Source organism: Capnocytophaga sp. oral taxon 338 str. F0234 (genome assembly GCF_000192225.1).
Taxonomy (GTDB): Bacteria; Bacteroidota; Bacteroidia; order Flavobacteriales; family Flavobacteriaceae; genus Capnocytophaga.
Genome location: NZ_GL872413.1, coordinates 1,066,661 through 1,090,234, shown reverse-complemented (window position 1 = coordinate 1,090,234; position 23,574 = coordinate 1,066,661). Strand labels below are relative to the sequence as shown.

21 protein-coding genes are annotated in these 23,574 nt (G+C 34.1%); 19 read left to right on the top strand and 2 right to left on the bottom strand.

What is annotated here, in order from left to right:
* Nucleotides 1-62: 62 nt before the first annotated feature.
* Nucleotides 63-1,298, bottom strand: a complete 1,236-nt coding sequence (locus HMPREF9071_RS05005; protein WP_009745498.1) for a site-specific integrase — start codon at nt 1,296-1,298, stop codon at nt 63-65.
* Between the two features lie 400 nt (nt 1,299-1,698).
* Here HMPREF9071_RS05005 and HMPREF9071_RS05000 point away from each other — a divergent pair, with 400 nt between their 5' ends.
* The 5 genes from HMPREF9071_RS05000 to HMPREF9071_RS04980 all read left to right on the top strand — a co-directional run bounded on the left by HMPREF9071_RS05000 (nt 1,699) and on the right by HMPREF9071_RS04980 (nt 8,262).
* On the top strand, nt 1,699-2,823 hold the full coding sequence (locus tag HMPREF9071_RS05000) for a DNA polymerase III subunit delta' (protein ID WP_009745497.1): 1,125 nt from the start codon (nt 1,699-1,701) through the stop codon (nt 2,821-2,823).
* 103 nt (nt 2,824-2,926) lie between these two features.
* Nucleotides 2,927-4,999 (top strand): methionine--tRNA ligase, encoded by a 2,073-nt coding sequence (gene metG, locus HMPREF9071_RS04995; RefSeq protein ID WP_009745496.1) that lies wholly within the window; start codon nt 2,927-2,929, stop codon nt 4,997-4,999.
* Nucleotides 5,000-5,017: 18 nt separating this feature from the next.
* Nucleotides 5,018-5,509, top strand: a complete 492-nt coding sequence (locus HMPREF9071_RS04990; protein WP_009745495.1) for a hypothetical protein — start codon at nt 5,018-5,020, stop codon at nt 5,507-5,509.
* A 195-nt stretch (nt 5,510-5,704) separates the two neighbouring features.
* On the top strand, nt 5,705-6,034 hold the full coding sequence (locus HMPREF9071_RS04985) for a nucleotide pyrophosphohydrolase (RefSeq protein WP_040358327.1): 330 nt from the start codon (nt 5,705-5,707) through the stop codon (nt 6,032-6,034).
* Nucleotides 6,035-6,057: 23 nt separating this feature from the next.
* Complete coding sequence (locus tag HMPREF9071_RS04980) at nt 6,058-8,262, top strand: patatin-like phospholipase family protein (protein WP_009745493.1); 2,205 nt, start codon at nt 6,058-6,060, stop codon at nt 8,260-8,262.
* Nucleotides 8,263-8,269: 7 nt separating this feature from the next.
* On the opposite strand, the gene HMPREF9071_RS04975 is transcribed toward HMPREF9071_RS04980, so the two are convergent.
* Entirely contained in the window at nt 8,270-8,977 is a 708-nt protein-coding gene (locus HMPREF9071_RS04975; protein WP_009745492.1) for a ThiF family adenylyltransferase, read from the bottom strand.
* Between the two features lie 354 nt (nt 8,978-9,331).
* Between HMPREF9071_RS04975 and dapF the strand changes: the two genes are divergently transcribed.
* The 14 genes from dapF to HMPREF9071_RS04905 all read left to right on the top strand — a co-directional run bounded on the left by dapF (nt 9,332) and on the right by HMPREF9071_RS04905 (nt 23,519).
* Nucleotides 9,332-10,138 (top strand): diaminopimelate epimerase, encoded by an 807-nt coding sequence (dapF, locus tag HMPREF9071_RS04970; protein ID WP_009745491.1) that lies wholly within the window; start codon nt 9,332-9,334, stop codon nt 10,136-10,138.
* Nucleotides 10,139-10,153: 15 nt separating this feature from the next.
* Entirely contained in the window at nt 10,154-10,651 is a 498-nt protein-coding gene (locus HMPREF9071_RS04965; RefSeq protein WP_009745490.1) for a GNAT family N-acetyltransferase, read from the top strand.
* Between the two features lie 110 nt (nt 10,652-10,761).
* Nucleotides 10,762-11,763, top strand: a complete 1,002-nt coding sequence (locus HMPREF9071_RS04960) for a beta-ketoacyl-ACP synthase III (protein ID WP_009745489.1) — start codon at nt 10,762-10,764, stop codon at nt 11,761-11,763.
* Nucleotides 11,764-12,030: 267 nt separating this feature from the next.
* Complete coding sequence (gene accB / locus HMPREF9071_RS04955) at nt 12,031-12,537, top strand: acetyl-CoA carboxylase biotin carboxyl carrier protein (protein ID WP_009745488.1); 507 nt, start codon at nt 12,031-12,033, stop codon at nt 12,535-12,537.
* Nucleotides 12,538-12,658: 121 nt separating this feature from the next.
* Nucleotides 12,659-14,020: an acetyl-CoA carboxylase biotin carboxylase subunit gene (gene accC / locus HMPREF9071_RS04950; RefSeq protein WP_009745487.1), complete on the top strand. Its 1,362-nt coding sequence runs from the start codon at nt 12,659-12,661 to the stop codon at nt 14,018-14,020.
* 30 nt (nt 14,021-14,050) lie between these two features.
* The gene (gene trxB / locus HMPREF9071_RS04945) at nt 14,051-14,992 is read left to right on the top strand and encodes a thioredoxin-disulfide reductase (protein WP_009745486.1); all 942 of its coding nucleotides are present in this window, start codon (nt 14,051-14,053) and stop codon (nt 14,990-14,992) included.
* A 5-nt stretch (nt 14,993-14,997) separates the two neighbouring features.
* Nucleotides 14,998-15,666 (top strand): uracil-DNA glycosylase, encoded by a 669-nt coding sequence (locus HMPREF9071_RS04940; protein WP_009745485.1) that lies wholly within the window; start codon nt 14,998-15,000, stop codon nt 15,664-15,666.
* A gap of 116 nt (nt 15,667-15,782) precedes the next feature.
* Nucleotides 15,783-17,690: a molecular chaperone DnaK gene (dnaK, locus tag HMPREF9071_RS04935; protein WP_009745484.1), complete on the top strand. Its 1,908-nt coding sequence runs from the start codon at nt 15,783-15,785 to the stop codon at nt 17,688-17,690.
* Nucleotides 17,691-17,887: 197 nt separating this feature from the next.
* Nucleotides 17,888-18,460, top strand: coding sequence for a helix-turn-helix domain-containing protein (locus tag HMPREF9071_RS04930; RefSeq protein ID WP_040358326.1), 573 nt, complete (start codon nt 17,888-17,890; stop codon nt 18,458-18,460).
* Nucleotides 18,457-19,689 carry a site-specific integrase gene (locus HMPREF9071_RS04925; protein WP_009745482.1) on the top strand — a complete coding sequence of 411 codons (1,233 nt, stop codon included), beginning with the start codon at nt 18,457-18,459 and terminating at the stop codon, nt 19,687-19,689. Before HMPREF9071_RS04930 ends, HMPREF9071_RS04925 begins: the two co-directional genes overlap by 4 nt.
* 12 nt (nt 19,690-19,701) lie before the next feature.
* Nucleotides 19,702-20,577: a hypothetical protein gene (locus HMPREF9071_RS11975; RefSeq protein ID WP_009745481.1), complete on the top strand. Its 876-nt coding sequence runs from the start codon at nt 19,702-19,704 to the stop codon at nt 20,575-20,577.
* 252 nt (nt 20,578-20,829) lie between these two features.
* The gene (locus HMPREF9071_RS04915; RefSeq protein ID WP_009745479.1) at nt 20,830-21,168 is read left to right on the top strand and encodes a helix-turn-helix domain-containing protein; all 339 of its coding nucleotides are present in this window, start codon (nt 20,830-20,832) and stop codon (nt 21,166-21,168) included.
* Between the two features lie 23 nt (nt 21,169-21,191).
* Complete coding sequence (locus tag HMPREF9071_RS04910) at nt 21,192-22,421, top strand: primase-helicase family protein (protein WP_009745478.1); 1,230 nt, start codon at nt 21,192-21,194, stop codon at nt 22,419-22,421.
* A 222-nt stretch (nt 22,422-22,643) separates the two neighbouring features.
* A complete protein-coding gene (locus tag HMPREF9071_RS04905; RefSeq protein ID WP_009745477.1) occupies nt 22,644-23,519 on the top strand; it encodes a toprim domain-containing protein in 876 nt (291 codons plus the stop codon).
* The last annotated feature ends 55 nt before the right edge of the window (nt 23,520-23,574 follow it).

The window sequence follows — 23,574 nt, the reverse complement described above, 5'->3', positions numbered from 1 at the left end:
TTGACACATCTCTTTTTGAAATGTTATCAATGGATTTCTAATTTTTAAAAGACACTGAGAAGCTATCCTATCTTTAAATTCTTTAATCGTTCGGCAGCAATTTCCATATCCTTGCTGATTTTCTCATTGGTGATTTTAGCATAAATCTGGGTGGTTTTGATATTCTTATGTCCCATCATCTTGCTAACACTTTCCAAGGGAACCCCTTCTGTTAAGAACAGAGTACCAAAGGTATGGCGTGCCCAGTGAAATGAAATGGGTTTTTCACGAATGATGTTACAATCTTTCATCATCTTTCTGATTAAGAGATTGCAATTAGTGTTGGAGGGCGTAGGAAACAATGCCTCAGTACGAGTCGTACCCTCATATTTTTCAATAATTTTCTCGGCTATATCTAACAGACGTACATTACAGGGCACATCGGATTTCTGACGTCGTTTGATAAGCCATTTGTTACCGTCAAAGAACGATTGTAAGTGACTTCTTTTAAGTTGTTTGATGTCAATGTAAGAGAAGCCTGTAAAGCAACTAAACACAAATAAGTCCCGCACTAATTCAACAGAAGCACTCTTAGGGTGATATTGTAGAAGAGCTTCTACTTCCTCTCTAAGCAAATAGCCTCTATCTTTCTCCTCCATAGAACTTATATAATTCTTAAAAGGATTATGATAGATGATACCTTTGTCTATGGCTATTTCTACCATTTTACAAAGGGGCATCATATAAACCCATATTGTGTTGTGAGTAAGACTTTTATTGACTCTAAGATAGAAGTCAAAGTCATTGATAAAGTCTTCTGTAAGCTCTTTGAAAGAAATATCACTTCTACGGTATTTGTACTGGATAAACTCACTCAAATGAGTGTATACATTCTCGTATTTGTTAAGGGTTCTCGAGCTTCTAACTCCTTTTTCTACCATCAGGGCAAAGTCTTCTTTGAACTTCTCATAGACTTTTAGCAAGGAATCTTCCATTACTCCTATGCCTAGAAAAGTAGCTTTTAGCTTCTGAGCAGTAACCACTCCCTCGTACTTCATCAACTCCTCATAATGAGTAACCATACGTGAGCGAATCTCTTCCAGCTTGCGATTAAGTTGGGTAGCTTCTTCTGTTTTACCTGTTACCCTTCCGTACTTCAAATCCCATTTCTGTGGAAGGATTTCAAGTTTGGTACTAAACTGAGCTACCTGATTGTCAATGGTAATACGTCCCATAATAGCAACCTTACCGTTCTTCTTTGGGGCATTCTTTTTAAGGTAAAACAATACCTTAAAGGTTGAGCGTTTTACTTTTTTCATACTCTAATTTTTTAATTTGCGAAAGTACTTTTTATCAAGTTACTGTACAATATGAAAAAAGGTGTAAAACACTGAAATATAACCTACTAATAAAAATTATTTTTCAAGGCATTAGGTAACGATTTAGAAACCTAATTTTGAAAAAGCCTGTCCAAATCATCTAAGACTCTGTCTTCTCTTATCTTCCTATCAAAAAAATAATCCTTTTTGTATGAGCTAATTATATTATTTTTTGTAGTTTTGCTTTTTATTCGTAATTTTGGAAGAAAAGAAAAATAAATTTAACTATCTTTTAATTTTTACAAAATAGTCTAAAAAATATTTCATGTTCCCATTTCCAAAAAAATATGTACTTTTGTGCTTACTTTTCTATATATAGTAGAACTTTAATTTAGAAATTATGAATCTTGAGAATGTACTAAGTAATCCTCTTACAAAAAAATATCTAAAAGAAACTATTTATACAGATAGAATTGCTCATGCACAGCTATTCATAGGTGAAGAAGGAGTAGGAACACTTCCTACTGCGATTGCTTACGCTACCGAAATACTCACCAAAACAGGAAATGATAATACTAAAATTAAGTGTGAACATCTTACTCATCCGGATCTGCATTTTGCCTATCCTACTGCCACTACTACTAAAATAAAAGACCATCCTTATAGTACACTTTTTTTAGAAGAATGGAGGCAATTTATTAATAAAAACCCTTACGGAACTTTATTCGATTGGTATCAGTTTATTGGTATTGCTAACAAACAAGGTAAAATAGGAGTAGATGACGCTAAGGAAATCACCTCCAATCTCTCCCTGAAGTCCTTTGAAGGAGGTTACAAGATAATGATTATCTGGATGGCAGAACTTATGAATACTGATTGTTCCAACAAACTCTTAAAACTCTTAGAAGAACCTCCTGCACAAACAATCTTTATCTTAGTGGTTGAAAATGAAAGTTTACTATTGGACACTATTCTTTCTCGATGTCAGATTACACGCTTCACTAAATTAGGAGACCAGATTATAACAAATGCTCTTTTAGAGAAAGGTATTACTGATTCAGAGGCACAAAAAATAGCCATTAGAGCACAAGGAAATTTTCGGAGAGCTCTCTCTTTTCTAAACAAAGATAGTGATAATCTTTTTGAAGAGTGGTTTGTCAGATGGGTACGCATGGCTTATAGTGCCAAAGGAAATAAAGGCATCCTTCCCAGTATGCTTGCTTGGAGTGAAGAGATCGCTAAAGAAGGTAGGGAGACTCAAAAACTATTTTTAGAATACTGTTTGGAAGTCTTTCGTCAAGCACTTCTTGCTAATTATGGAGTAGATAGTTTGGTGTATATACAGTTCAATTCCAATTTTAAAATACAAAATTTTGCTCCATTTGTTCACCATAATAATATACAGGAAATCCAGCAAAATATAGAAGAGGCTCTCTATCACATTGAACGAAATGGCAATTCAAAACTCATTTTGACAGATCTTTCTATCAAACTCATCCGACTCATCCATACTAAGGTGTCATAAATAAGCTTACTTTTCTATATATTTTTCTTGACTTTTGCTCTGAAATATTGTATTTTTGCAAAGTTAAAAAGTGTATTATATCTTCATAAACCTAAATTAATAAATGTCAAAACGTTATACCATTACAGCAGCTTTACCTTATACTAATGGACCTATACACATAGGTCATCTTGCAGGGGTATATGTGCCTGCTGATATTTTTGCTCGCTATCAGCGATTGAAAAACAATGATGTTGTTTTTATTTGTGGTAGTGATGAGCACGGTGTTGCCATCTCTATTAAGGCAAAAAAGGAGGGAACTACCCCACAAAAAATTATTGATAAGTATAACAAAATTATCAAGGATTCTCTTTTTGCCTTTGGAATTTCTTTTGATAATTATTCTCGTACTTCTTTACCCATTCATTATGAAACTGCCTCGAAATTCTTTCGTACCCTTTATGATAAAGGAGATTTTATAGAAGAAACTTCTGAACAACTCTATGATGAGCAAGCTGGACAATTTTTGGCAGACCGCTTTGTAATAGGTACTTGCCCAAAATGTGGCAATGAAGAGGCGTATGGTGACCAATGTGAACGATGTGGTACCTCGCTGAATGCTACTGATCTTATCAACCCTAAATCTACCCTTACGGGTAGCAAGCCTGTATTAAGGAAAACAAAGCATTGGTTTCTCCCTTTACAAAATTATAGTGATTTCTTAGAAAAATGGATTATTGAAGGACACAAAAATGATTGGAAACCAAATGTATATGGACAAGTAAAAAGTTGGTTGGATGACGGGTTACGCCCACGTGCTGTAACTCGTGATTTGGATTGGGGTATCCCTGTTCCTATAGATGGAGCCGAGGGAAAAGTACTCTATGTTTGGTTCGATGCTCCTATTGGATATATCTCCTCCACCAAAGAGTGGGCAGCTCGTGAAGGTAAAGATTGGACTCCTTATTGGAAAGATAAAAATACTAAACTCATACATTTCATAGGAAAAGATAATATTGTATTCCACTGTATTATATTCCCTGCTATGCTCAAGGCAGAAGGATCTTACATTTTGCCTGAGAATGTTCCTGCTAATGAATTCCTTAATTTGGAAGGTAGTAAGCTATCAACTTCCAAAAATTGGGCAGTATGGCTTAATGAATATTTAGAAGAATTTCCGTCACAGCAAGATACATTAAGATATGTAATTACTGCCAATGCCCCCGAAACTAAAGATAATGACTTCACTTGGAAAGACTTTCAGGCAAGAAACAATAATGAGCTTGTAGCTATCTATGGAAATTTCATCAATCGAGTAATGGTATTGACTGAAAAATATTATAAAAACATCGTACCTACTCCTCATGAATTCTCTAAAGAAGACAAAGAGGTATTTGCCCAAATAAAAGAGTTCACTCAAAGAATAGAACAATCTTTGGAGCGCTATCGTTTTCGCGAAGCACAACAAGAACTCATGAATATTGCTCGATTAGGAAATAAATACCTTGCGGATGAAGAACCTTGGAAACTTATTAAGGAAGATCCTAAAAGAGTGGAGACGATTATGTATGTAGCCCTACATATTGCTACTGCACTGGCAATAACTTCTGAACCTTTCTTGCCTTTCACCTCTGAAAAACTCAAGCAGATGCTTCACTTTACCACTATGAGTAAAATTCCTGTCTGGGAAGATGTGTTGCACTCCGAGAACCTTATCCCTGAGGGACACACTATAGGAAAATCGATACTGTTATTTGAAAAGATAGAAGATGAAGCCATCCAAAAACAAATAGATAAGTTGGAAAATAGTAAAAAAGCAAACCAGCAAACTGCTACAACTAATGAGGTAACCATTGCTCCTCAGAAGGAACTGATTTCTTATGAAGATTTTGCTAAAATGGACATCCGTATCGGTACTATTCTGGAAGCTGAGAAAATGCCTAAAGCAGACAAGCTCCTTATCTTAAAAGTAGATACAGGAATTGACCAGCGTACTATTGTATCTGGTATTGCACAAAGCTTTGACCCTAAGGAAATCATCGGAAAAAAAGTAACTGTACTTGCCAATCTCGCTCCTCGTAAACTCAGAGGTGTGGAAAGTCATGGAATGATTCTCATGGCAGAAAATAGTGAAGGAAAGTATATTTTCTTAAACCCTGATGCTGAAGGAATTGTAAATGGAACAGAAATAAAATAGAATTAAATAACATAATTTATGAAACAAATAAAAGTATCTATTCTTTTCTTTGTGAGTTGTTTTCTTATTTCCTCTTGTAAAGAAAAATCAGAGAAACTACCTGATAAACAAAACAAAGTTGTCACTATAGAAAAATTACAAGACTCCATTCGTAAGTTATCTTATGAGTTAGATGACTATCGGTATTTTGATATTCGTCTCAATGAAGATGGATTATACTTTTTCCATGAAAATAGCATAGATGATCCTGAGGAATTTGTGCGACAACAGCTCATGGCAACCAATATAACCAAAGATAAAAATCATCCCTTGATTTCCTACCGCCCTCGCCGTAATGCTAAGTTTCAAATCAACAAAATAAAATTGCTTAACCATCGTTGGGTGATCTGCGATTTCTCCGATGGTTTGGATTGGGGAGAATTACTATTAAAAATGACTCTCAATGATAACAAAACGCTTTCCTTCGAGGTGCTTGACCAAACCCTCTATGTAAGTGAACAAAAACCTTAACTTAAAAGATTGATATTCAAATTACAGAGAAAAAGTAGGTATATTGCTAAGCTATAAAGAACAGAATAAGTGAAGGAAGAATATAGTCTCTATCAAGTTGTACAAAAACACAAGATTTTTAGGCACTTAGATAATAAGTAAATGGGAATACCTACCGCATTAATACTAAACAAATGTAAACAAACCTTTATAATTATGAATATAAAAAATGCACAACTTGCAGTAGATAATTGGATAAAAGAACATGGTGTACGTTACTTCAACGAGCTAACAAATATGGCACAACTTACTGAAGAAGTAGGTGAAGTAGCCCGTATTATCGCACGTCGCTATGGCGAACAATCAGAAAAGGAAAGTGATAAAGCGAAAGATCTCGGAGAAGAACTCGCCGATGTGGTTTTTGTAGTACTCTGTCTTGCTAACCAAACAGGAATAGACCTACAAGAGGCTTTTGATAAGAAAATGGATACCAAGACAAAACGTGACCATGACCGACATCAAAATAATCCTAAGCTAAAAGGATAATTTCAATGTGAAATGCTTACTATATGAAATATATCTTTCTTTTTCTTCTAATCTTTTTTTACTCTATGGTTTTTCCTCAAGGGAAAATCTATACGCTGTCCGACCTTAAAGGGAAAAATCTTAAAGTTGGTTTAGTCCTTAGTGGAGGAGGTGCTAAAGGATTAGCTCATATTGCAGCTTTGGAAGCTATTGAGAAAGCCGGTGTAAAAATTGATTATATTGGAGGAACAAGTATGGGCGCTATTGTAGGAGGCTTATATGCTGCCGGATATAGTTCGCACCAATTGGATTCTATCTTTCATTCTGTGGACATGGAACGTATCATTCAGGATAATGTACCACGATCAACACAGAGTTTCTATGAGAAAGAAAACCGTGACCGATACATGATTTCTCTTGCTTTGCGTGATGGTAAATTTGCCCTCCCAGCAGGTCTTTCTCAAGGAGTGAACTTATATAACTTTCTAAGTCACCTTACCTATGGGGTACGAAAAATAGACGATTTTTCCAAACTTCCTATTCCTTTCCTATGCATGGCTACCGATGTAGAAACAGGAGAAGAAGTAATTTTGGAGCATGGTGACTTAGCCCAAGCCATTATGGCAAGTGGGGCTTTTCCTACTCTATTTGCCCCTGTAGAGGTAGATGGACGCTGGCTTACCGATGGTGGAGTAATGAATAATTACCCCATTGATGAAGTTAGAGCTAAAGGTATGGATATTATTATTGGAGTGGATGTACAATCCCCCTTGAGAACACGCAAAGATTTGCGTTCTGCCAATAGCGTACTAATGCAAATTACTAGCTATAAGATTGCCAATGATATGAAGGAAAAACGAGAAAAAACAGATATATATATCCATCCTGATATTGGAGCCTATAATGTTATTTCTTTCTCTGAGGGACAAGCTATCATTGATTCGGGACGGGTAGCTACCAAAAAAATATTTCCGCATTTATCTTGGTTAGGGGATTTTTTAAAGAAAAACGAAAAGCCCTTACCTAAAGCAAAAATCTCCGATTCTTTATTTATAGAAAGTATTACTTTCTCTGGCAATAAACATTATTCTGATGCATATCTTAGGGGAAAGTTAGGATTCCAATGGGGTAAAAAGATTTCTTTTTCTGACTTAAAAAACGGTGTGCAAAACATTATGGCTACCCAGAACTTTAAAAGTATTAATTACCACATCTGCCCTATGGAGGAAGGAGAAGAACTACGTTTTAACTTAGAAGAGGCACCTGCACAAACCTGGGTGAAAATGGCTGTACACTACGACAATTTGTACAAAACAGGGGTACTGCTTAATGTAAGTCGGTCAAGTTTCCTACAAAAGGATGACCTTCTTTCTTTTGATTTTATTGCAGGAGATAATATCCGCTACAAATTTGATTATTATGTGGACAAAGGTTTTTATACTAGCTATGGATTCCAAAGTCGTTATGACCGCTTCCGTCGTGATATTGCTTTCAATGGTTTTTCCCTTAATACAGGCGAAACAAATGTTGCTCTTACACGATTAAAAAATCAACTCTACATACAATCTATCTTCTTTAAGAAAAAATTCCTTATAGGAGCAGGAGTTGAGCATGAGCTTTATCAAGTAAAGTTACAACCTGACAATTTTCATGGAAAGGTAAATTACTATTCTACTTTTGGATATATGCGTTTTGATTCCTTGAATGACGCCCTCTTCCCTACTGAAGGAGTTTACTTTGATGCCAAAGGACATTGGTATTTGCATTCAGAAGGGCACGGAGAGAGAATAAATCCTATTTTTTTAGTAAAAGCTGATTTAGGTGGTGCATGGAAGTTCTCCAATAGACTTTCTGCTAAGGCTATCTTTTCAGGAGGAATCCATTTTGGTCGTCCAAATGCTCCTTTCTTACAATACATCTTCGGGGGACAAGGAAATAATCTTTTTGGGAACCTAATTCCTTTCTATGGTTACGATTATCTAAGCTTTGGAAATTATGATTTTCTTAAAGGAGAAATGACTCTAAATTACCGCTTTTATAAAAGAAACTATATCAAAGCCATTGCTAATATTGCCAATGCTGAAGAGAATATGTTTAATAATTCCCACTGGTTTTCCAAACCTAAGTATACAGGTTATGCCTTAGGACTCAGTTCCGATACTATTCTTGGACCTATTGAAATAAAAGCCACCTATTCTCCTGAGACAAATAAATTCCTCTGGTTATTCAATGTTGGCTTTTGGTTCTAACTCTTATCTATTCTATAAGCTTACGTATGATTACTCCTGCAATATGAATTCCGAAAAGGGCTGGCATATAACTCATTGTACCATAATATGATCGCTTAAAGTTGCTTCCATCAGTTAATACCATCATGTCCTTACTGGGGAGTTCTAAAGAAAAAACCGCTTTAAATTTTGGTTGGATACCTTCCTTTTTTAATCGCTTACGAATAGTGCGAGCCAAGGGACAATCACGTGTCTGTGATATATCAGCCACTTTTACCTTCGAAGGGTCTAATATACCTCCTGATCCCATACTACTTATCACTTTTACACGCTTATCATGACAAGCTCTAAGGAGACTTATTTTTGGGGAAATACTATCTATACAATCGGCTACATAAGCAAATTCTTTACTTACCAAATCATAAGCTGATTCAGGAGTAAGAAAGTCCTTGATCATTTTAAGCTCTATTTGTGGATTAATATCCTTAAGCCTATTTGCCATCAGTTTTACTTTAGGCTCTCCTATGGTAGAATCAAGAGCAATAAGTTGACGATTTTTATTAGTTATATCCACTACATCCCCATCCACTATAGTGAGATGTCCTACCCCTGCACGTACTAAGAACTCAGCCACAAAAGCTCCTACTCCCCCTAATCCTACTACAAGGATATGTGATTGTTCTAATTTGTGTAATCCTTGATCTTTTATAACTAATTTTGTTCGCTCTTTCCACATAGCTTTATATTATTTTATCAATTGTTTTTGCATAAATCACTTTTATACTTCAAAAACAATCTTAATTAAAAGTTCATCTTCTTATACGATAATTTGAAGTATTACATCAAGCAAATATTTTCCTTGTAAATATATTTTTTTTGTTCAATTTATCTCTAACAATCAATAGGCACCTTTCTTACCTCCTCTGTAGCATAAGAAGGAGACCTAACTATTCTTATTTTTTAATAGAAAATTAGCCTACAAAGATACAATTTTTTATGACGTTTACAAGTAGAAATATTTTTTTAAAATAAAAATTATTCTCTTTGTAAAAGTCGTTTTTTTTACTATTTTTGCCCTCAAAAATGAATTATGACAGTTATACATTTTTACAAATATCAAGGTGCAGGGAATGACTTCATTATGATTGATAACCGCATGAATACTTTTCCAAAAGAGGATACAAAACTTATTGCTCGCTTATGTGAGCGCCGTTTTGGTGTTGGTGCTGATGGTCTTATAATCTTGGAGAATGATTCTAAAACAGATTTTTCCATGATATACTACAATTCTGATGGAAATCCTAGTACTATGTGTGGTAATGGTGGACGTTGCATTGTAGCTTTTGCTCAAAAATTGGGGGTTATTGATAAAACAGAGACTACCTTTTCTGCTCCAGATGGCTTGCACAAAGCCTTTTTTAAGAATGATCTTATTCATCTTCAGATGCAAGATGTTAGTGATATAGAAAAAGTGAAGAAAGGACTATTTCTTAACACAGGCTCTCCACACTATGTAGAAATAGTTAAAGATCTTGATAGTATGGATGTTAAGAAGAAAGGAGCAGAAATCCGTTATGGTGTTCCTTTCAATATTGAGGGCGTTAATGTAAATTTCGTAGAGCCTATAGCTGATAATCGCTTTAAAATACGTACCTATGAACGTGGAGTAGAAAATGAGACCTACTCCTGTGGTACAGGAGCTACGGCAACAGCTATCGCTATGCATAAAACAGGAAAAACTAAGGCTGAATATATCATTTTAGAGACCAAAGGAGGTAACTTAGAGGTAACTTTTGAAGTAAAAAAAGAATTTCTCGGCTTAAAGATAAAAGAATACACCAATGTTTGGCTCATTGGAGAAGCAGAATTTGTTTTTGAAGGAACTATAAGCATATAATAGTTAGCACTATCTATGATACAATTAAGAGCTCTCGAACCTGAAGATATTGATTTCCTCTATTATTTAGAAAATGATAAATCTCTTTGGGAACTAAGCGATACTCAAACTCCCTTTTCTCGTTATGTTCTTAAAAAATATATTGAGAATGCTCATTTGGATATTTATCAAACAAGACAGGTGCGCTTTGTCATTACCTATAAGGGGGAAGCTATAGGCTGTGCGGACTTATATGACTTCAACCCTAAAGACAAACGAGCCTCTGTAGGTATTGCCATAGTGAAGTCCTTTCGCCGTAAAGGTTTTGGAAAGAAAGCATTACAACAATTATGTGATTACGCTTTCCTTTTTTTAGACATTCATCAGCTTACTGCATATATCCCCGAAGAAAATATTCCTAGTCAAAAACTTTTTGAAAATGTTGGATTTTCTTATACTATTTCATTAAAGGACTGGTTATTCTCCCAAGGAGAATTTAAAAACATATTTTTATATCAATATTTTAAACCTTAGTAATATTGTGCAGAGAAAAAAATCATTTTATCATACTAAGATTCATATTTTTTTTGTAACTTGCGCCTTTAATTCGTAACCCTTTGATAGGTTACAAAAATTGTACTTCTATGACAAAAATTACAGCTGCTATAACGGGTGTTGGTGGATATGTGCCTGACTTCATATTATCCAATAGTTTATTAGAACAAATGGTAGATACCACGGACGAGTGGATTACCACTCGTACAGGAATCAAAGAAAGAAGACTCTTGAAAGAAGCGGGTAAAGGAGCCTCTTTTTTAGGTATAAAAGCGGTTGAGGATTTATTAAGTAAAACAGGAACTAACCCTACTGATATTGATTTAGTAATTTTTTCCAGTGTTACTCCCGATATGCCTGTAGCTATTTCAGGGGCTTACTTGGCTACACAGATAGGAGCTACAAATGCTTTTGCTATCGACCTACAAGCAGCGTGTTCTAGCTTCCTTTATGGAATGTCCGTTGCGGCTCGCTACATTGAATCTGGAAGATATAAGAAAGTACTTTTAGTGGGAGCTGACAAAATGTCTTCTATTATTGATTATACGGATCGTGCCACATGTATTATTTTCGGAGATGGAGCCGGAGCAGTACTCTTTGAGCCTAATTATGAAGGGTTAGGTGTGCAGGACGAATATTTACGTAGCGATGGTACAGGTCGTGAATTCCTAAAAATAGAAGCTGGTGGTTCCATACTTCCTACCACCATAGAAACTATAAAAGAAGGGAAAAATAACCTATATCAAGATGGAAGAACAGTGTTCAAGTATGCTGTTTCCCGAATGGCAGAAGTTACTGATATCATCATGGAACGTAATCAACTTTCTGCAGAAAGTTTGGATTGGCTTGTACCTCATCAAGCAAACAAACGTATTATTGACTCCACTGCAGACCGTATGGGATTACCTCATGAAAAGGTAATGGTGAATATCCATCATTATGGGAATACTACCTCAGCTACTCTTCCCTTAGCCTTATATGACTATGAAAAACAACTCAAAAAAGGAGATAACCTCATTTTTGTTGCCTTTGGAGGAGGTTTTACTTGGGGAGCTATATATCTCAAATGGGCATATAATCCTATAAAATAACATTAAAGTTGCCATAATCTGTTTAGGAAAACTTGTTCTACCTAAATTTAATTTAAGTAGAGCAAGTTTTTTGTTAAAAACACACTTCTTTTTAAAAAAACAGTTGTTAAAAAATACTAAATAACATTGTAATCTTATTTTATCCTAAAAAAGTCATGTTTATATAATTTTTTTTAGTATTTTTGCCCTCAATTAATTAGTTTACTTTTATTAAAAATAATCATTGTATAGACAATGTTTAACTCATTGAAAATATAATTATTTGCTATGGATTTAAGAGATATTCAAAATTTGATCAGATTCGTTGCCAAATCGGGTGCAAGCGAAGTAAAGTTGGAGATGGAAGATATTAAGATTACCATCAAAACTTCTGGTGAAGAAAGCAAACCTGAAACTGTGTTTGTACAACAACCTTATGTAGCTCAAGGACTTCCTCAGACTCAAATACCTGTTACCCCTACTATCCCTATTCCTGTAAGTGACCCTGCTAATATAGTAGCTACTAAAGAACATGACGATGAAGAAAATGGTAAATATATTACCATCAAATCACCTATAATAGGTACTTTCTATCGCCGGCAGGCACCTAACAAACCTCTCTTTGTAGAAGTTGGAGACAATATTGTACAGGGACAAACTCTTTGTGTAATTGAAGCTATGAAACTATTTAATGAAATAGAATCAGAAGTATCTGGTAAGCTCGTAAAAGTATTAGTAGATGATGCTTCTCCTGTAGAGTATGATCAACCCCTCTTCTTAGTTGATCCTTCATAGTTATCAATAATTAACTATATCAATAACTAATATCTTCCATATTTCATTTTACATGTGAAAATAATTTATTTAACATTTATACTACATTTACTAAGTAGTATTACCTAAAAAATATTAGAAAATGTTTAAAAAAATATTAATTGCTAACCGTGGAGAAATTGCCCTTCGGGTCATTCGTACTTGTCGCGAAATGGGTATAAAAACGGTTGCTGTATATTCCACTGTAGATGCGGATAGCCTCCATGTCCGTTTTGCGGATGAAGCTGTTTGCATAGGACCAGCACCAAGCAAGGATTCTTATTTGAAAATTACTAATATTATAGCTGCTGCTGAGATTACTAATGCAGATGCTATCCATCCTGGATATGGCTTTTTATCTGAAAATGCTAAATTTTCTAAAATATGTGCTGAAAATGGCATTAAATTTATCGGTGCCTCTGCTGAAATGATTGATAAAATGGGAGATAAAGCTACTGCAAAGGCTACTATGAAAGCAGCTGGGGTACCTACCATTCCTGGCTCTGATGGTTTATTAAGAAATATTGCAGAAGCTAAAAAGATTGCTAAAAAAATGGGGTATCCTGTTATGCTCAAAGCTACTGCTGGTGGGGGAGGAAAGGGAATGCGTGCTGTTTGGAAAGAGGAGGATCTTGAAAAGGCTTTTGAAAGCGCTACACAAGAGGCTGCTGCCGCCTTTGGAAATGATGGAATGTATATGGAAAAACTCATTGAAGAACCTCGTCATATTGAGATTCAGATTGTGGGTGACCAATTTGGAAAAGCTTGCCACCTTTCCGAACGTGATTGTTCTATCCAGCGCCGTCATCAGAAACTTACTGAAGAAACTCCTTCTCCATTCATGACAGAAGAACTACGTAAAAAAATGGGAGATGCTGCCGTTAAAGCTGCTGAATCTATTAAATATGAAGGAGTGGGTACGGTAGAGTTTTTAGTAGATAAACATCGTAATTTCTATTTTATGGAAATGAATACTCGTATCCAAGTAGAACATCCCATTACCGAGCAAGTAATTGATTATGACCTTGTTAAAGAACAGATATTAGTAGCTGCTGGAGTACCTATTTCTGGACGAAATTACACTCCAAAACTTCATGCTATTGAGTGCCGTATCAATGCTGAAGATCCCTTTAATGACTTCCGCCCTTCCCCTGGAAAAATTACGGCTTTCCATGCCCCAGGAGGGTTTGGTGTGCGCTTAGACACTCATGTGTATGCTGGATATACCATTCCACCTAACTATGACTCCATGATTGCTAAACTTATCACAACTGCGCAAACTCGAGAAGAAGCTATTGCTAAGATGAAGAGAGCTTTAGATGAGTTTATTGTTGAAGGTATTAAAACGACTATTCCTTTCCATAAACAACTTATGGAAAATCCTGATTATATAGCAGGAAATTATACTACCAAATTTATGGAAGATTTTGTCCTTCAACCTCAGGAAGAAGAGGAAGAAGAATAATTATTAACTTACTTAGAACACCTTAAATATATGCCAATAGAAAGAATCAAATGCCTTATTATAGGTTCTGGACCTGCAGGTTATACTGCTGCTATATACGCTGCAAGAGCAAATCTTTCTCCTGTATTATATCAAGGAGAACAACCTGGCGGACAACTTACTACCACTAATGAAGTGGAAAACTTCCCTGGATATCCTGATGGAATTACTGGTACTGAAATGATGATGCAATTTGAACAACAAGCTCGTCGTTTCAATGCTGACATACGCTCCGGATGGATTACCAAAGTAGACTTTTCTTCAAAACCTCTTAGAGTATGGATTGAAGAGAAAGAAATACATGCAGATACTGTAATTATAAGTACAGGAGCATCCGCCAAATACTTAGGACTTCCTTCTGAGCAATACTATTTGCAGAGAGGGGGTGGTGTATCAGCTTGTGCTGTATGTGATGGTTTTTTCTATAGAAACCAGGACGTAGCTATTGTTGGTGCAGGAGATTCTGCTTGTGAAGAGGCTTTATATCTTTCTAAAATCTGTAAAAGAGTAACTATGATTGTGCGTCGTGATGCCTTCCGTGCTTCCAAAATCATGGAAAATCGTGTGCGTAATACAGAGAATATTACTATTCTATTCAATACAGAAACTGAAGAAATTCTAGGAGATGGGCAACTTGTTTCTGCTGTTAAAGTGCGTAATAACAAAACTCATGAACTTACTGAGATTCCTATCACAGGTTTTTTTGTAGCCATTGGACATAAACCTAATACAGATATCTTTGCTCCTTTTCTTTCTTTAGATAAAGAAGGATATATAGAAAATATTTCTGGGACAAGCCGCACTAATGTAGAGGGTGTTTTTGTTGCTGGAGATGCTGCTGACAAACATTACCGACAAGCAGTAGTAGCTGCAGGAAGTGGCGCTATGGCTGCTTTGGATGCAGAACGTTACCTATCCTCTCAAGAAAATTAGAACTAATGAATGTGAATATCAATTCTTCTTGGAAACCTCTGTTAAATAATGAGTTTGAAAAGTCCTATTTTAGGGAGTTGACAAGTTTTGTTAAGCAAGAATATAGTCAGTATACTTGTTATCCAAAAGGAAAAGAAATATTTGCAGCGTTTGACCATTGCCCTGTACAAAATGTAAAAGTTGTGCTCTTAGGGCAAGACCCCTATCATGGGCAAGGACAGGCAAATGGGTTATGTTTTTCTGTTAATGATGGCATAGCCCATCCCCCTTCTCTAGTCAATATTTTCAAAGAAATAGAAGAAGATTTAAAATTACCTTATCCTGAAAGTGGAAACCTAACTCGATGGGCTGAACAAGGAGTTCTCTTACTTAATGCAACATTAACTGTTCGTGCCAATCAGGCAGGAAGTCATCAAAACCATGGCTGGGAAACTTTCACCGATGCTGTTATCAAAGCAATTTCTGACAATTGTTCACAAATAGTTTTTCTCCTATGGGGAGGCTTTGCCAAAAAGAAAATTACACTAATTGATACTCAAAAACATTATATCCTAACTTCAGGACATCCTTCTCCATTAAGTGCAAATCGTGGATATTGGTTTGGGAACAAACATTTTAGCAAAACGAATAATTACCTACTCTCTATAGGAAAAGAAGCTATCAACTGGAAATAGTTTTCAATAATTCCTATTTCTGTTTTACTGTCATTTTGTCATAAACTTCCTTTTGGCACAGTCCTTGACTATAATAGGGCATAATAGTAAATCAGAAAACAAAGATAAATACGATTATGAGTAAGATTATTGGAATAGATTTAGGAACCACGAACTCGTGTGTTTCTGTAATGGAAGGTAATGACCCTGTGGTGATTACTAACGCAGAAGGGAAGCGTACAACTCCCTCTGTGGTTGCCTTCGTAGAAGGAGGTGAAATAAAAGTAGGAGATGCTGCTAAGCGACAAGCAGTAACTAACCCTAAGAAAACGATTTATTCTATAAAACGTTTTATGGGGAACAAATTCTCTGAATTGGGAAAAGAGATCGCTCGTGTACCTTACAAAGTAGTTCAAGGAGATAATGATACTCCACGTGTAGATATTGATGGTAGACTCTATTCTCCACAAGAAATTTCTGCCATGATTCTTCAAAAAATGAAAAAAACAGCAGAGGATTTCTTAGGACAGCCCGTAACAGAGGCAGTTATTACAGTACCTGCTTACTTTAATGATGCACAGCGACAAGCTACCAAAGAAGCTGGTGAAATTGCGGGGCTAAAAGTACAGCGTATTATTAATGAGCCTACTGCAGCTGCCTTGGCTTATGGTTTGGACAAACAACACAATGATCATAAGATTGTGGTATTTGACTTTGGTGGTGGTACTCACGATGTTTCCATCTTGGAATTAGGAGACGGAGTATTTGAGGTTCTCTCTACTGACGGGGATACGCACCTTGGTGGAGATGATGTAGATGAAAAAATTATTAATTGGCTCGCTGAAGAATTTGAAAAGGAAGAAGGGTTAGATTTGCGTAAAGATCCTATGGCTCTTCAGCGTTTAAAGGAAGCTGCTGAAAAAGCTAAGATAGAGCTTTCCTCTACTACTCAGACAGAAATTAATTTGCCTTATATTACCGCTACAGCAAGTGGACCTAAACACTTAGTACGTACACTCACCCGTGCTAAATTTGAACAACTTATTGATGACTTAGTACAACGTACTATTGAACCATGTAAGAAGGCTCTTGAAAATGCAGGTCTTAGTGTAAGTGATATTAATGAAATTATTTTGGTAGGAGGTTCTACTCGTATTCCTGCTGTACAGGAAGCTGTAGAAAAATTCTTCGGTAAAAAGCCTAATAAAAGTGTGAATCCTGATGAAGTAGTAGCTATAGGAGCTGCTATTCAGGGAGGTGTACTTACTGGAGATGTGAAAGATGTATTATTACTTGACGTAACTCCTCTTTCTCTTGGTATTGAAACCATGGGAGGTGTAATGACCAAACTTATTGAAGCCAATACAACCATTCCTACTAAAAAGTCTCAGATATTCTCCACAGCTGCAGATAATCAGCCTAGTGTGGAAATCCATGTACTACAAGGGGAAAGACCTATGGCTGCAGATAATAAAACTATCGGACGTTTCCACTTGGATGGTATTCCACCTGCACCACGTGGAGTACCTCAAATCGAAGTAACCTTTGATATTGATGCCAATGGTATTATCAATGTTTCTGCAACTGATAAAGGAACTGGTAAAACTCACGATATAAGGATTGAAGCTTCTTCTGGACTTACTCAAGAAGAAATTGAAAGAATGAAACGTGATGCCGAAGCCAATGCTGAGGCTGACAAAAAAGCCCAAGAGGTAGCTACCAAATTAAATGAAGCAGATGCTCTTATTTTCCAAACAGAAAAACAACTTAAAGAGTTTGGTGATAAGCTCCCTTCTGATAAAAAGACTGCTATTGAAAATGCTTTAGAAGAACTTAAAAAGGCTTATGAAAGTAAAGACATTGCTGTGATTAAGACAGCCTTAGAAAAGATTAATAATGCTTGGAAAAGTGCCTCTGAAGATCTCTACAAAGCACAACAAGGCGGAGGAAACAGTACAGAATCTCAACCTAATGATAACCAACAACCAAATAATAGTGGCGGAGATAACAATGTACAAGATGTAGATTTTGAAGAAGTAAAATAAGCGTTGATTATCAACGATTAGTAAATATTAAAAACTACTATAAACGAAGTGTTTATAGTAGTTTTTTTATTTTTAAATTAATCCATACTATTTGTTTTTCTCATTTTTTAATTATAATTTTGCACCATATTTGTGTCGGGGCATAATTTACCACAATGTGGGTCTTAAAACGCTTATTAATCATTAATAGCAATAAAATGGGGTTTAGTAAATTGAAAATACCAAAGGTTTGTGAGCAATGTCATAAGCCATTTGAAGCTAAAACAATAACAACTCGTTTTTGTTCAAATTCATGTGCAAGTAAAAATGGAAAGGAACGAAAAAAACAAGAAAAAGAGTTGCAGGAAAAAGAAAAGATTCTAGAGAAATACGCAGATAAAATTGCTATTCTTCAACATAGAGAATTTATCTCTGTGAGTGAGGCTGTTGTTTTATTTGGAATTTCAAAAAGCACTATTCATAGATTGATTAAGCAAAAACTCATTCATAGTGTAAATCTTGGTGAGCGACTTACAAGAATAAACAAAATGGAATTAGAAAAACTTTTTTCTCCAATTATTATTTATAAAGAAGATAAACAAGAGAAAGAGCTTCCTAAGAAATATAAAAAAGAAGATTGCTATACGCTTTCACAAGTAAGTGAAAAGTTTGGAGCAAATCCTTCAACAGTGACTAGTATTATTAAAAAATTTAATGTCCCCAAAGAAAAAATAGGGAAATTTGTATATGTTCCAAAGGTTGAAATTGATAAAATATTTATTAGACAATGAAAGTAAAACCCACAAAATGTACAGTAAGACTTCGTAAGGCAGAATTTAAGAAAGAATGGTATGTCTATATAGAGTGCTATCCCGTTTATGAAGCAAATAAAGAAACACCTAAAAGAGTCAGAGAATATCTCAATAGAAGTGTTAGTTCTGTAGTTTTTGACAAAACTCACTCAGCAAAAACTGATGATAAGGGAAATGTTTCCTATAAACCAAAACGAAATGAAAATGGAGTAATCATTTGTAAAAGTGATTTGGATAAAGAAACAATGTTATTTGCTGATGCAATTCGTAGAAAATTGCAAAAAGAATATGATGAGCAAATTTTATTAGGAGATAATCAACAATTAAAGCAAAAAGAATTATTAGATGAAGATTTTGTCTCTTATAGTGAAGAGCTATTGAAGAAGCGACATAAAAATAGTTCAGATGCAATTCGCATAAATTGGAAAAGGGTAATAGAACTTTTAAAATTATTTTCAGGAGGAAGAGTAAAATTTGCACAGATTGATATGAAGTTTTCAGAGGATTTTAAAAATTTCTTATTATCTGCACCTTGTGGAGGAAACAAGAAAGGAACTATCTCTGTTAATACCTCAGCTACATATTTTTCTATTTTCAAAGCTATTCTAAAACAAGCCTTTATTGATGGATATTTTTTATCTGATTTGTCTGGAAAAATAAAAGGTATTGCTGATAGAGAATCAAGAAGAGAGTATCTCTCAGAAGAAGAATTAAATATTTTAGCAAAGACACCTTGTGATAATGATATTTTAAGACGAGCTTCACTTTTCTCTGCTCTCACAGGATTAAGACTCTCAGATATTCAAAGACTAAAATGGAAAGAAATCATAGAAGATAATGACAAAATAGAACTTCACTTTACTCAGAAGAAAACCAAAGGAGTAGAATATAAACCCATTTCAAAACAAGCCTTGGAATTATGTGGAGAGAGAAGAGACTTAGAGGATTTAGTTTTTGAGAATTTACCTGATCCTGCTTGGATTTCTCGCCCTTTGAAAAAGTGGATTACAAAAGCAGGTATTCACAAAAATATTACCTTTCATTGTTTTAGACACACATTTGCAACTTTACAATTAGCGAATGGTACAGATATTTACACTGTAAGCAAAATGCTGGGACATACAAATGTAAAAACAACTCAAGCATACGCAAAAGTAATTGATAAAAATAAAATAAAAGCAGCAGAAGTTATTAAGTTGAATTTTTAAAAATAGTAAATTATGAATATGGTACAAAAGAGAGATTTAATCGGAAAATCAGAAAAATTAGCGATTATTATAATCACATTATTAGAAATAACTCATCTTATGGCGAAATTTGGAGTTTATGAAGTTAAAACGATTTACACTATGATTATCATTGTATTTGTATTAACAGTGGTTTTTGTTTATCTCAATGTTCCGCCATTACTAATATCATTACTTTGCTTTATCAGAAGCAAAGTAATTCTTACTAATACTACTCCTACGGACACTACTCACATAGAGACTACTACCACGGATATTCCTCACATAGAGACTACTCCTATGGATATTATCACGGAGACTACTCAGATAGAGACTATCCCCATGGATACTACTCCCATATATACTCACACGAATACTACTCCCATGAATGCTATTCTTATCAATACTACCCCTACAGATACTATTGATAATATAAATAACACCTATATAAATTCAAAAAATAAAGAAAAAAATAAATTTGATATTGTTGAAAAATATATAATAGAAATTTTTTCTGAATATTGTTCAGAGGAAGATGTTAAAAATATTTATGCTGTAATAAAAGCCTATTTTAATGGAGTGACCGATTTTTCAAACTATCCCTCTGTAAGTATTTTAGAATCAAAATATAAGGATTCAGAATATAAGATTTTAAAACCTTTAGACTTATATCACTTTGGTTGGAATATTTGGAATCACTTTAAAGATGAAGATAGAAGAAAACAAGTTATAATTGCCGTCCTTTTGAAGGCTATTTTTCCAGAGAAGTTATCTAATAATAGTATAAATACTATAGTAAGTCATTTAAAAAGCCATAAAGAAAAAGGAAAAATCAAAATCAAAGAAGATTTATCTAAGCCTGATAAGTAAAAAATGTATTCTTTATTATATGATTTATATGATTCGTTTATGATTTACCTGTAATTCGTTTGTGATTTACCTGTAATTCGCTTGTGATTTTCCTGTAATTCGCTTGTGATTTTCCTGTGATTCGTTTGTGATTTTCCTGTGATTCGTTTGTGATTTTCCTGTGATTCGTTTGTGATTTATTTTTTTATGTGTTTTTCTCATCACAAAGGATACATTTACTAAGTTTGCACCATAATTTTAAACATCAAAATTATGAATGCAAATGAAATTTCATTTGAAAATCTGCCTAAGGCAGTCGCTCTTCTATCTCATCAGATAGAAGAATTAAAAACTATTGTAAAAAATAAAGATACAATAGAAATTAATAATAAGAAGACTCCTATAAGTATAGAGGAAGCTTGTACAATCCTAAAAAAGGCTAAACCTACACTCTATACATTAGTGAGAAAGCGACAAATTCCCCATTACAAAAATGGGAAAAAGCTCTATTTTTACGAAGATGAACTTTTGGATTGGATTGCACAAGGAAAAAGAAAGACAATTCAAGAAATAGAAGAAATGGCTCACAAAGCTAAAAAAAAGGTCAAGTAATTTAAACGTAAAAATGTATCAAAATGGGAGAATTACTTATACCTTACATTCGTGTGGGCACTACTTATTACAAAATTATAGAACGTCCACAAATCTTTGGCGGCAAAATCACTTCACTCGTTAAGTGGTCAAGAGAAACCATTATCGAAGACCATGGTAAGAAATATATCTACGAAATTCCTAAATATGATGGCTTCTGTTGTATTCCTAATCATCTGAAATACCAAAAAACTATAGAGAATTTTTATAATATATACAATGAAATTCCCTATCAGCCGAGTATTTCGGTAGTACTGTCAGATGAAATTCCTTTTTCTATTTCTTTTATGCAACATATTTTCGGAAATCAAGTAGATTTAGGTCTAGATTATCTGAAGATTTTACTGGAAAATCCTACTCAAATTCTTCCTATCTTATGTTTGGTAAGCAAAGAAAGAGCTACAGGAAAAACTACTTTCCTCAAATGGCTCAAAGAGATTTTCGGAAGAAATATGACTTATATCAAGGGAGATTCGTTCAATAGTCAATTCAATTCTGACTGGGCTTCAATGTTGATTATAGCCATTGACGAAGTGTTTTTTGATCGAAAGGAAATCACTGAACGACTAAAATATCTCTCCACTACCAATAAGGATAAGTTAGAGAATAAAGGTAAAGACCGAGAGGAAATTGATTTTTTTGGAAAATTCATCCTTTGTTCTAATAACGAAGACAATTTTATTCAAATTGATGAAAACGAAATTCGCTTCTGGGTTTTGAAAATCAATCCAATAAAATCTGAAAACACTGAGTTTCTTCAAAATTTAATTACAGAAATTCCTTTATTTTTAAGTTTTTTAATCCATCGAAAATTCCATTCTGAAAAGAAAAGCAGAATGTGGTTTGCTCCTGAAGAAATAAAAACAAAAGCACTCCAAAAGCTTATTCTTAAAAATTCAAATAAGTTGGAATGTAAGATGATAGAACTTCTTTATGAGTTTTTTGAATCAACAGAGGAAACAGAAATAAAGGCTGTCCCTCAAGATATTTTGAATATGCTCAATAGAATATTCCGTCAATTGTATTATTCCCGAAATGATGTAAGGAATGTACTGAAAGAAAAATGGAATTTAGAACCTCAAAAAAACGGATTAACTTACACCCGCTACGATATTGACTATTCTGGAAATTTTTATAAGAGTAATTCTGTGGGAAGATACTTCAATATTTCCAAAAATTTTATTCTTGAAAAATATGTTGATTTGTCGAATTAAGCTACAAATAATTGAATTTTAATTGAATACCCATTCAACGAAGTATTCAACAAATTTTAAACCCTTGAATTTTGTTGAGCTATTGTTGAACAATCATAAACCTATTTTGTTGAATTGTTGAGTTTTTGTTGAGTGTATAAAATGCACTTGATAAGATAGTTACATTCTTTTTTCAACAATTCAATGAAAAAAAACAAATGTATAAAACTCAAGAAGTAAGATATGAATTGTAAACAAGCAAATACTCAGATATCTATTAGAAATGTTTTGGAAAGTTTTTCTCTTTTCCCAAGCAAAGGTAATTCTAAAACAGCATTTTATTTTGCTTTTGATAGAGAAGAAAAAGCACCCAGCTTATTGGTCAATTTCATCAAAAATATTGCTTTTGACTTCGGAACGGGAAAGAAATACGATATAGTCTCATTGGTTCAGGGCATCAAACTATGTTCTGTATCTGAAGCCTTAGAATATTTGTCTCAATTTGATTTTTCTTTTAATGAGCAAATATGTAATGTAACTAAAGACGAAAATAAATATGAAATATTATCCATTTCAGAGGTCAAACACAATGCCCTAATTCAATACTTAAAGGAAAGAAGAATTGAAAATAATATTCACTTACTTAAAGAAATTCATTATAAAATATCAGATAAAAAATATTTTGGAATTGGTTTCAAAAATGATACTGGTGGTTATGAAGTAAGGAATAAATATTCAAAAATTTGTATTGGGAGAAAGGATATCACAACAATAAAAAATAAATCAAACAATCTTCGGATTTTCGAAGGATTTATGGATTATCTTTCTTTTATAGAAATGAAAAAAACACTAGAAGAACAACTATCAGATTATGTGATTTTAAATTCTGTTTCAATGATTTTTAAACTTGAAAAAATCATTGAGAATTATGAAAAAATAGAACTATATTTTGACAATGATGAAGCAGGAAATAGAGCGACAAATGAAGTAAAACAATTAAATCCTCATGTAGAAGATTATAGAACTTTATATCAAAACTACAAAGATTTAAATGATTTCATAATGATTGAACCTATTTGCTACGATATTAGTGCAAAAAGTACCCATTGTTTACAATAAGCGTGGGGCTTAATGTAAATAATGGAACTTTTTGGTTTTTTCCTGTCGTCAAAAA

What these genes read in the sequence shown, in the direction of transcription:
- HMPREF9071_RS04925 (WP_009745482.1), top strand. Translation starts at nt 18,457, where the DNA reads ATGAAAGTAAAACCCACAAAATGTACAGTAAGACTTCGTAAGGCAGAA.
- dapF (WP_009745491.1), top strand. Translation starts at nt 9,332, where the DNA reads ATGACAGTTATACATTTTTACAAATATCAAGGTGCAGGGAATGACTTC.
- metG (WP_009745496.1), top strand. Translation starts at nt 2,927, where the DNA reads ATGTCAAAACGTTATACCATTACAGCAGCTTTACCTTATACTAATGGA.
- HMPREF9071_RS11975 (WP_009745481.1), top strand. Translation starts at nt 19,702, where the DNA reads ATGAATATGGTACAAAAGAGAGATTTAATCGGAAAATCAGAAAAATTA.
- HMPREF9071_RS04985 (WP_040358327.1), top strand. Translation starts at nt 5,705, where the DNA reads ATGAATATAAAAAATGCACAACTTGCAGTAGATAATTGGATAAAAGAA.
- dnaK (WP_009745484.1), top strand. Translation starts at nt 15,783, where the DNA reads ATGAGTAAGATTATTGGAATAGATTTAGGAACCACGAACTCGTGTGTT.
- trxB (WP_009745486.1), top strand. Translation starts at nt 14,051, where the DNA reads ATGCCAATAGAAAGAATCAAATGCCTTATTATAGGTTCTGGACCTGCA.
- HMPREF9071_RS04980 (WP_009745493.1), top strand. Translation starts at nt 6,058, where the DNA reads ATGAAATATATCTTTCTTTTTCTTCTAATCTTTTTTTACTCTATGGTT.
- HMPREF9071_RS05005 (WP_009745498.1), bottom strand. Translation starts at nt 1,298, where the DNA reads ATGAAAAAAGTAAAACGCTCAACCTTTAAGGTATTGTTTTACCTTAAA.
- HMPREF9071_RS04915 (WP_009745479.1), top strand. Translation starts at nt 20,830, where the DNA reads ATGAATGCAAATGAAATTTCATTTGAAAATCTGCCTAAGGCAGTCGCT.
- HMPREF9071_RS04905 (WP_009745477.1), top strand. Translation starts at nt 22,644, where the DNA reads ATGAATTGTAAACAAGCAAATACTCAGATATCTATTAGAAATGTTTTG.
- accB (WP_009745488.1), top strand. Translation starts at nt 12,031, where the DNA reads ATGGATTTAAGAGATATTCAAAATTTGATCAGATTCGTTGCCAAATCG.
- accC (WP_009745487.1), top strand. Translation starts at nt 12,659, where the DNA reads ATGTTTAAAAAAATATTAATTGCTAACCGTGGAGAAATTGCCCTTCGG.
- HMPREF9071_RS04930 (WP_040358326.1), top strand. Translation starts at nt 17,888, where the DNA reads ATGGGGTTTAGTAAATTGAAAATACCAAAGGTTTGTGAGCAATGTCAT.
- HMPREF9071_RS04965 (WP_009745490.1), top strand. Translation starts at nt 10,154, where the DNA reads ATGATACAATTAAGAGCTCTCGAACCTGAAGATATTGATTTCCTCTAT.
- HMPREF9071_RS04940 (WP_009745485.1), top strand. Translation starts at nt 14,998, where the DNA reads ATGAATGTGAATATCAATTCTTCTTGGAAACCTCTGTTAAATAATGAG.
- HMPREF9071_RS04990 (WP_009745495.1), top strand. Translation starts at nt 5,018, where the DNA reads ATGAAACAAATAAAAGTATCTATTCTTTTCTTTGTGAGTTGTTTTCTT.
- HMPREF9071_RS05000 (WP_009745497.1), top strand. Translation starts at nt 1,699, where the DNA reads ATGAATCTTGAGAATGTACTAAGTAATCCTCTTACAAAAAAATATCTA.
- HMPREF9071_RS04910 (WP_009745478.1), top strand. Translation starts at nt 21,192, where the DNA reads ATGGGAGAATTACTTATACCTTACATTCGTGTGGGCACTACTTATTAC.
- HMPREF9071_RS04960 (WP_009745489.1), top strand. Translation starts at nt 10,762, where the DNA reads ATGACAAAAATTACAGCTGCTATAACGGGTGTTGGTGGATATGTGCCT.
- HMPREF9071_RS04975 (WP_009745492.1), bottom strand. Translation starts at nt 8,977, where the DNA reads ATGTGGAAAGAGCGAACAAAATTAGTTATAAAAGATCAAGGATTACAC.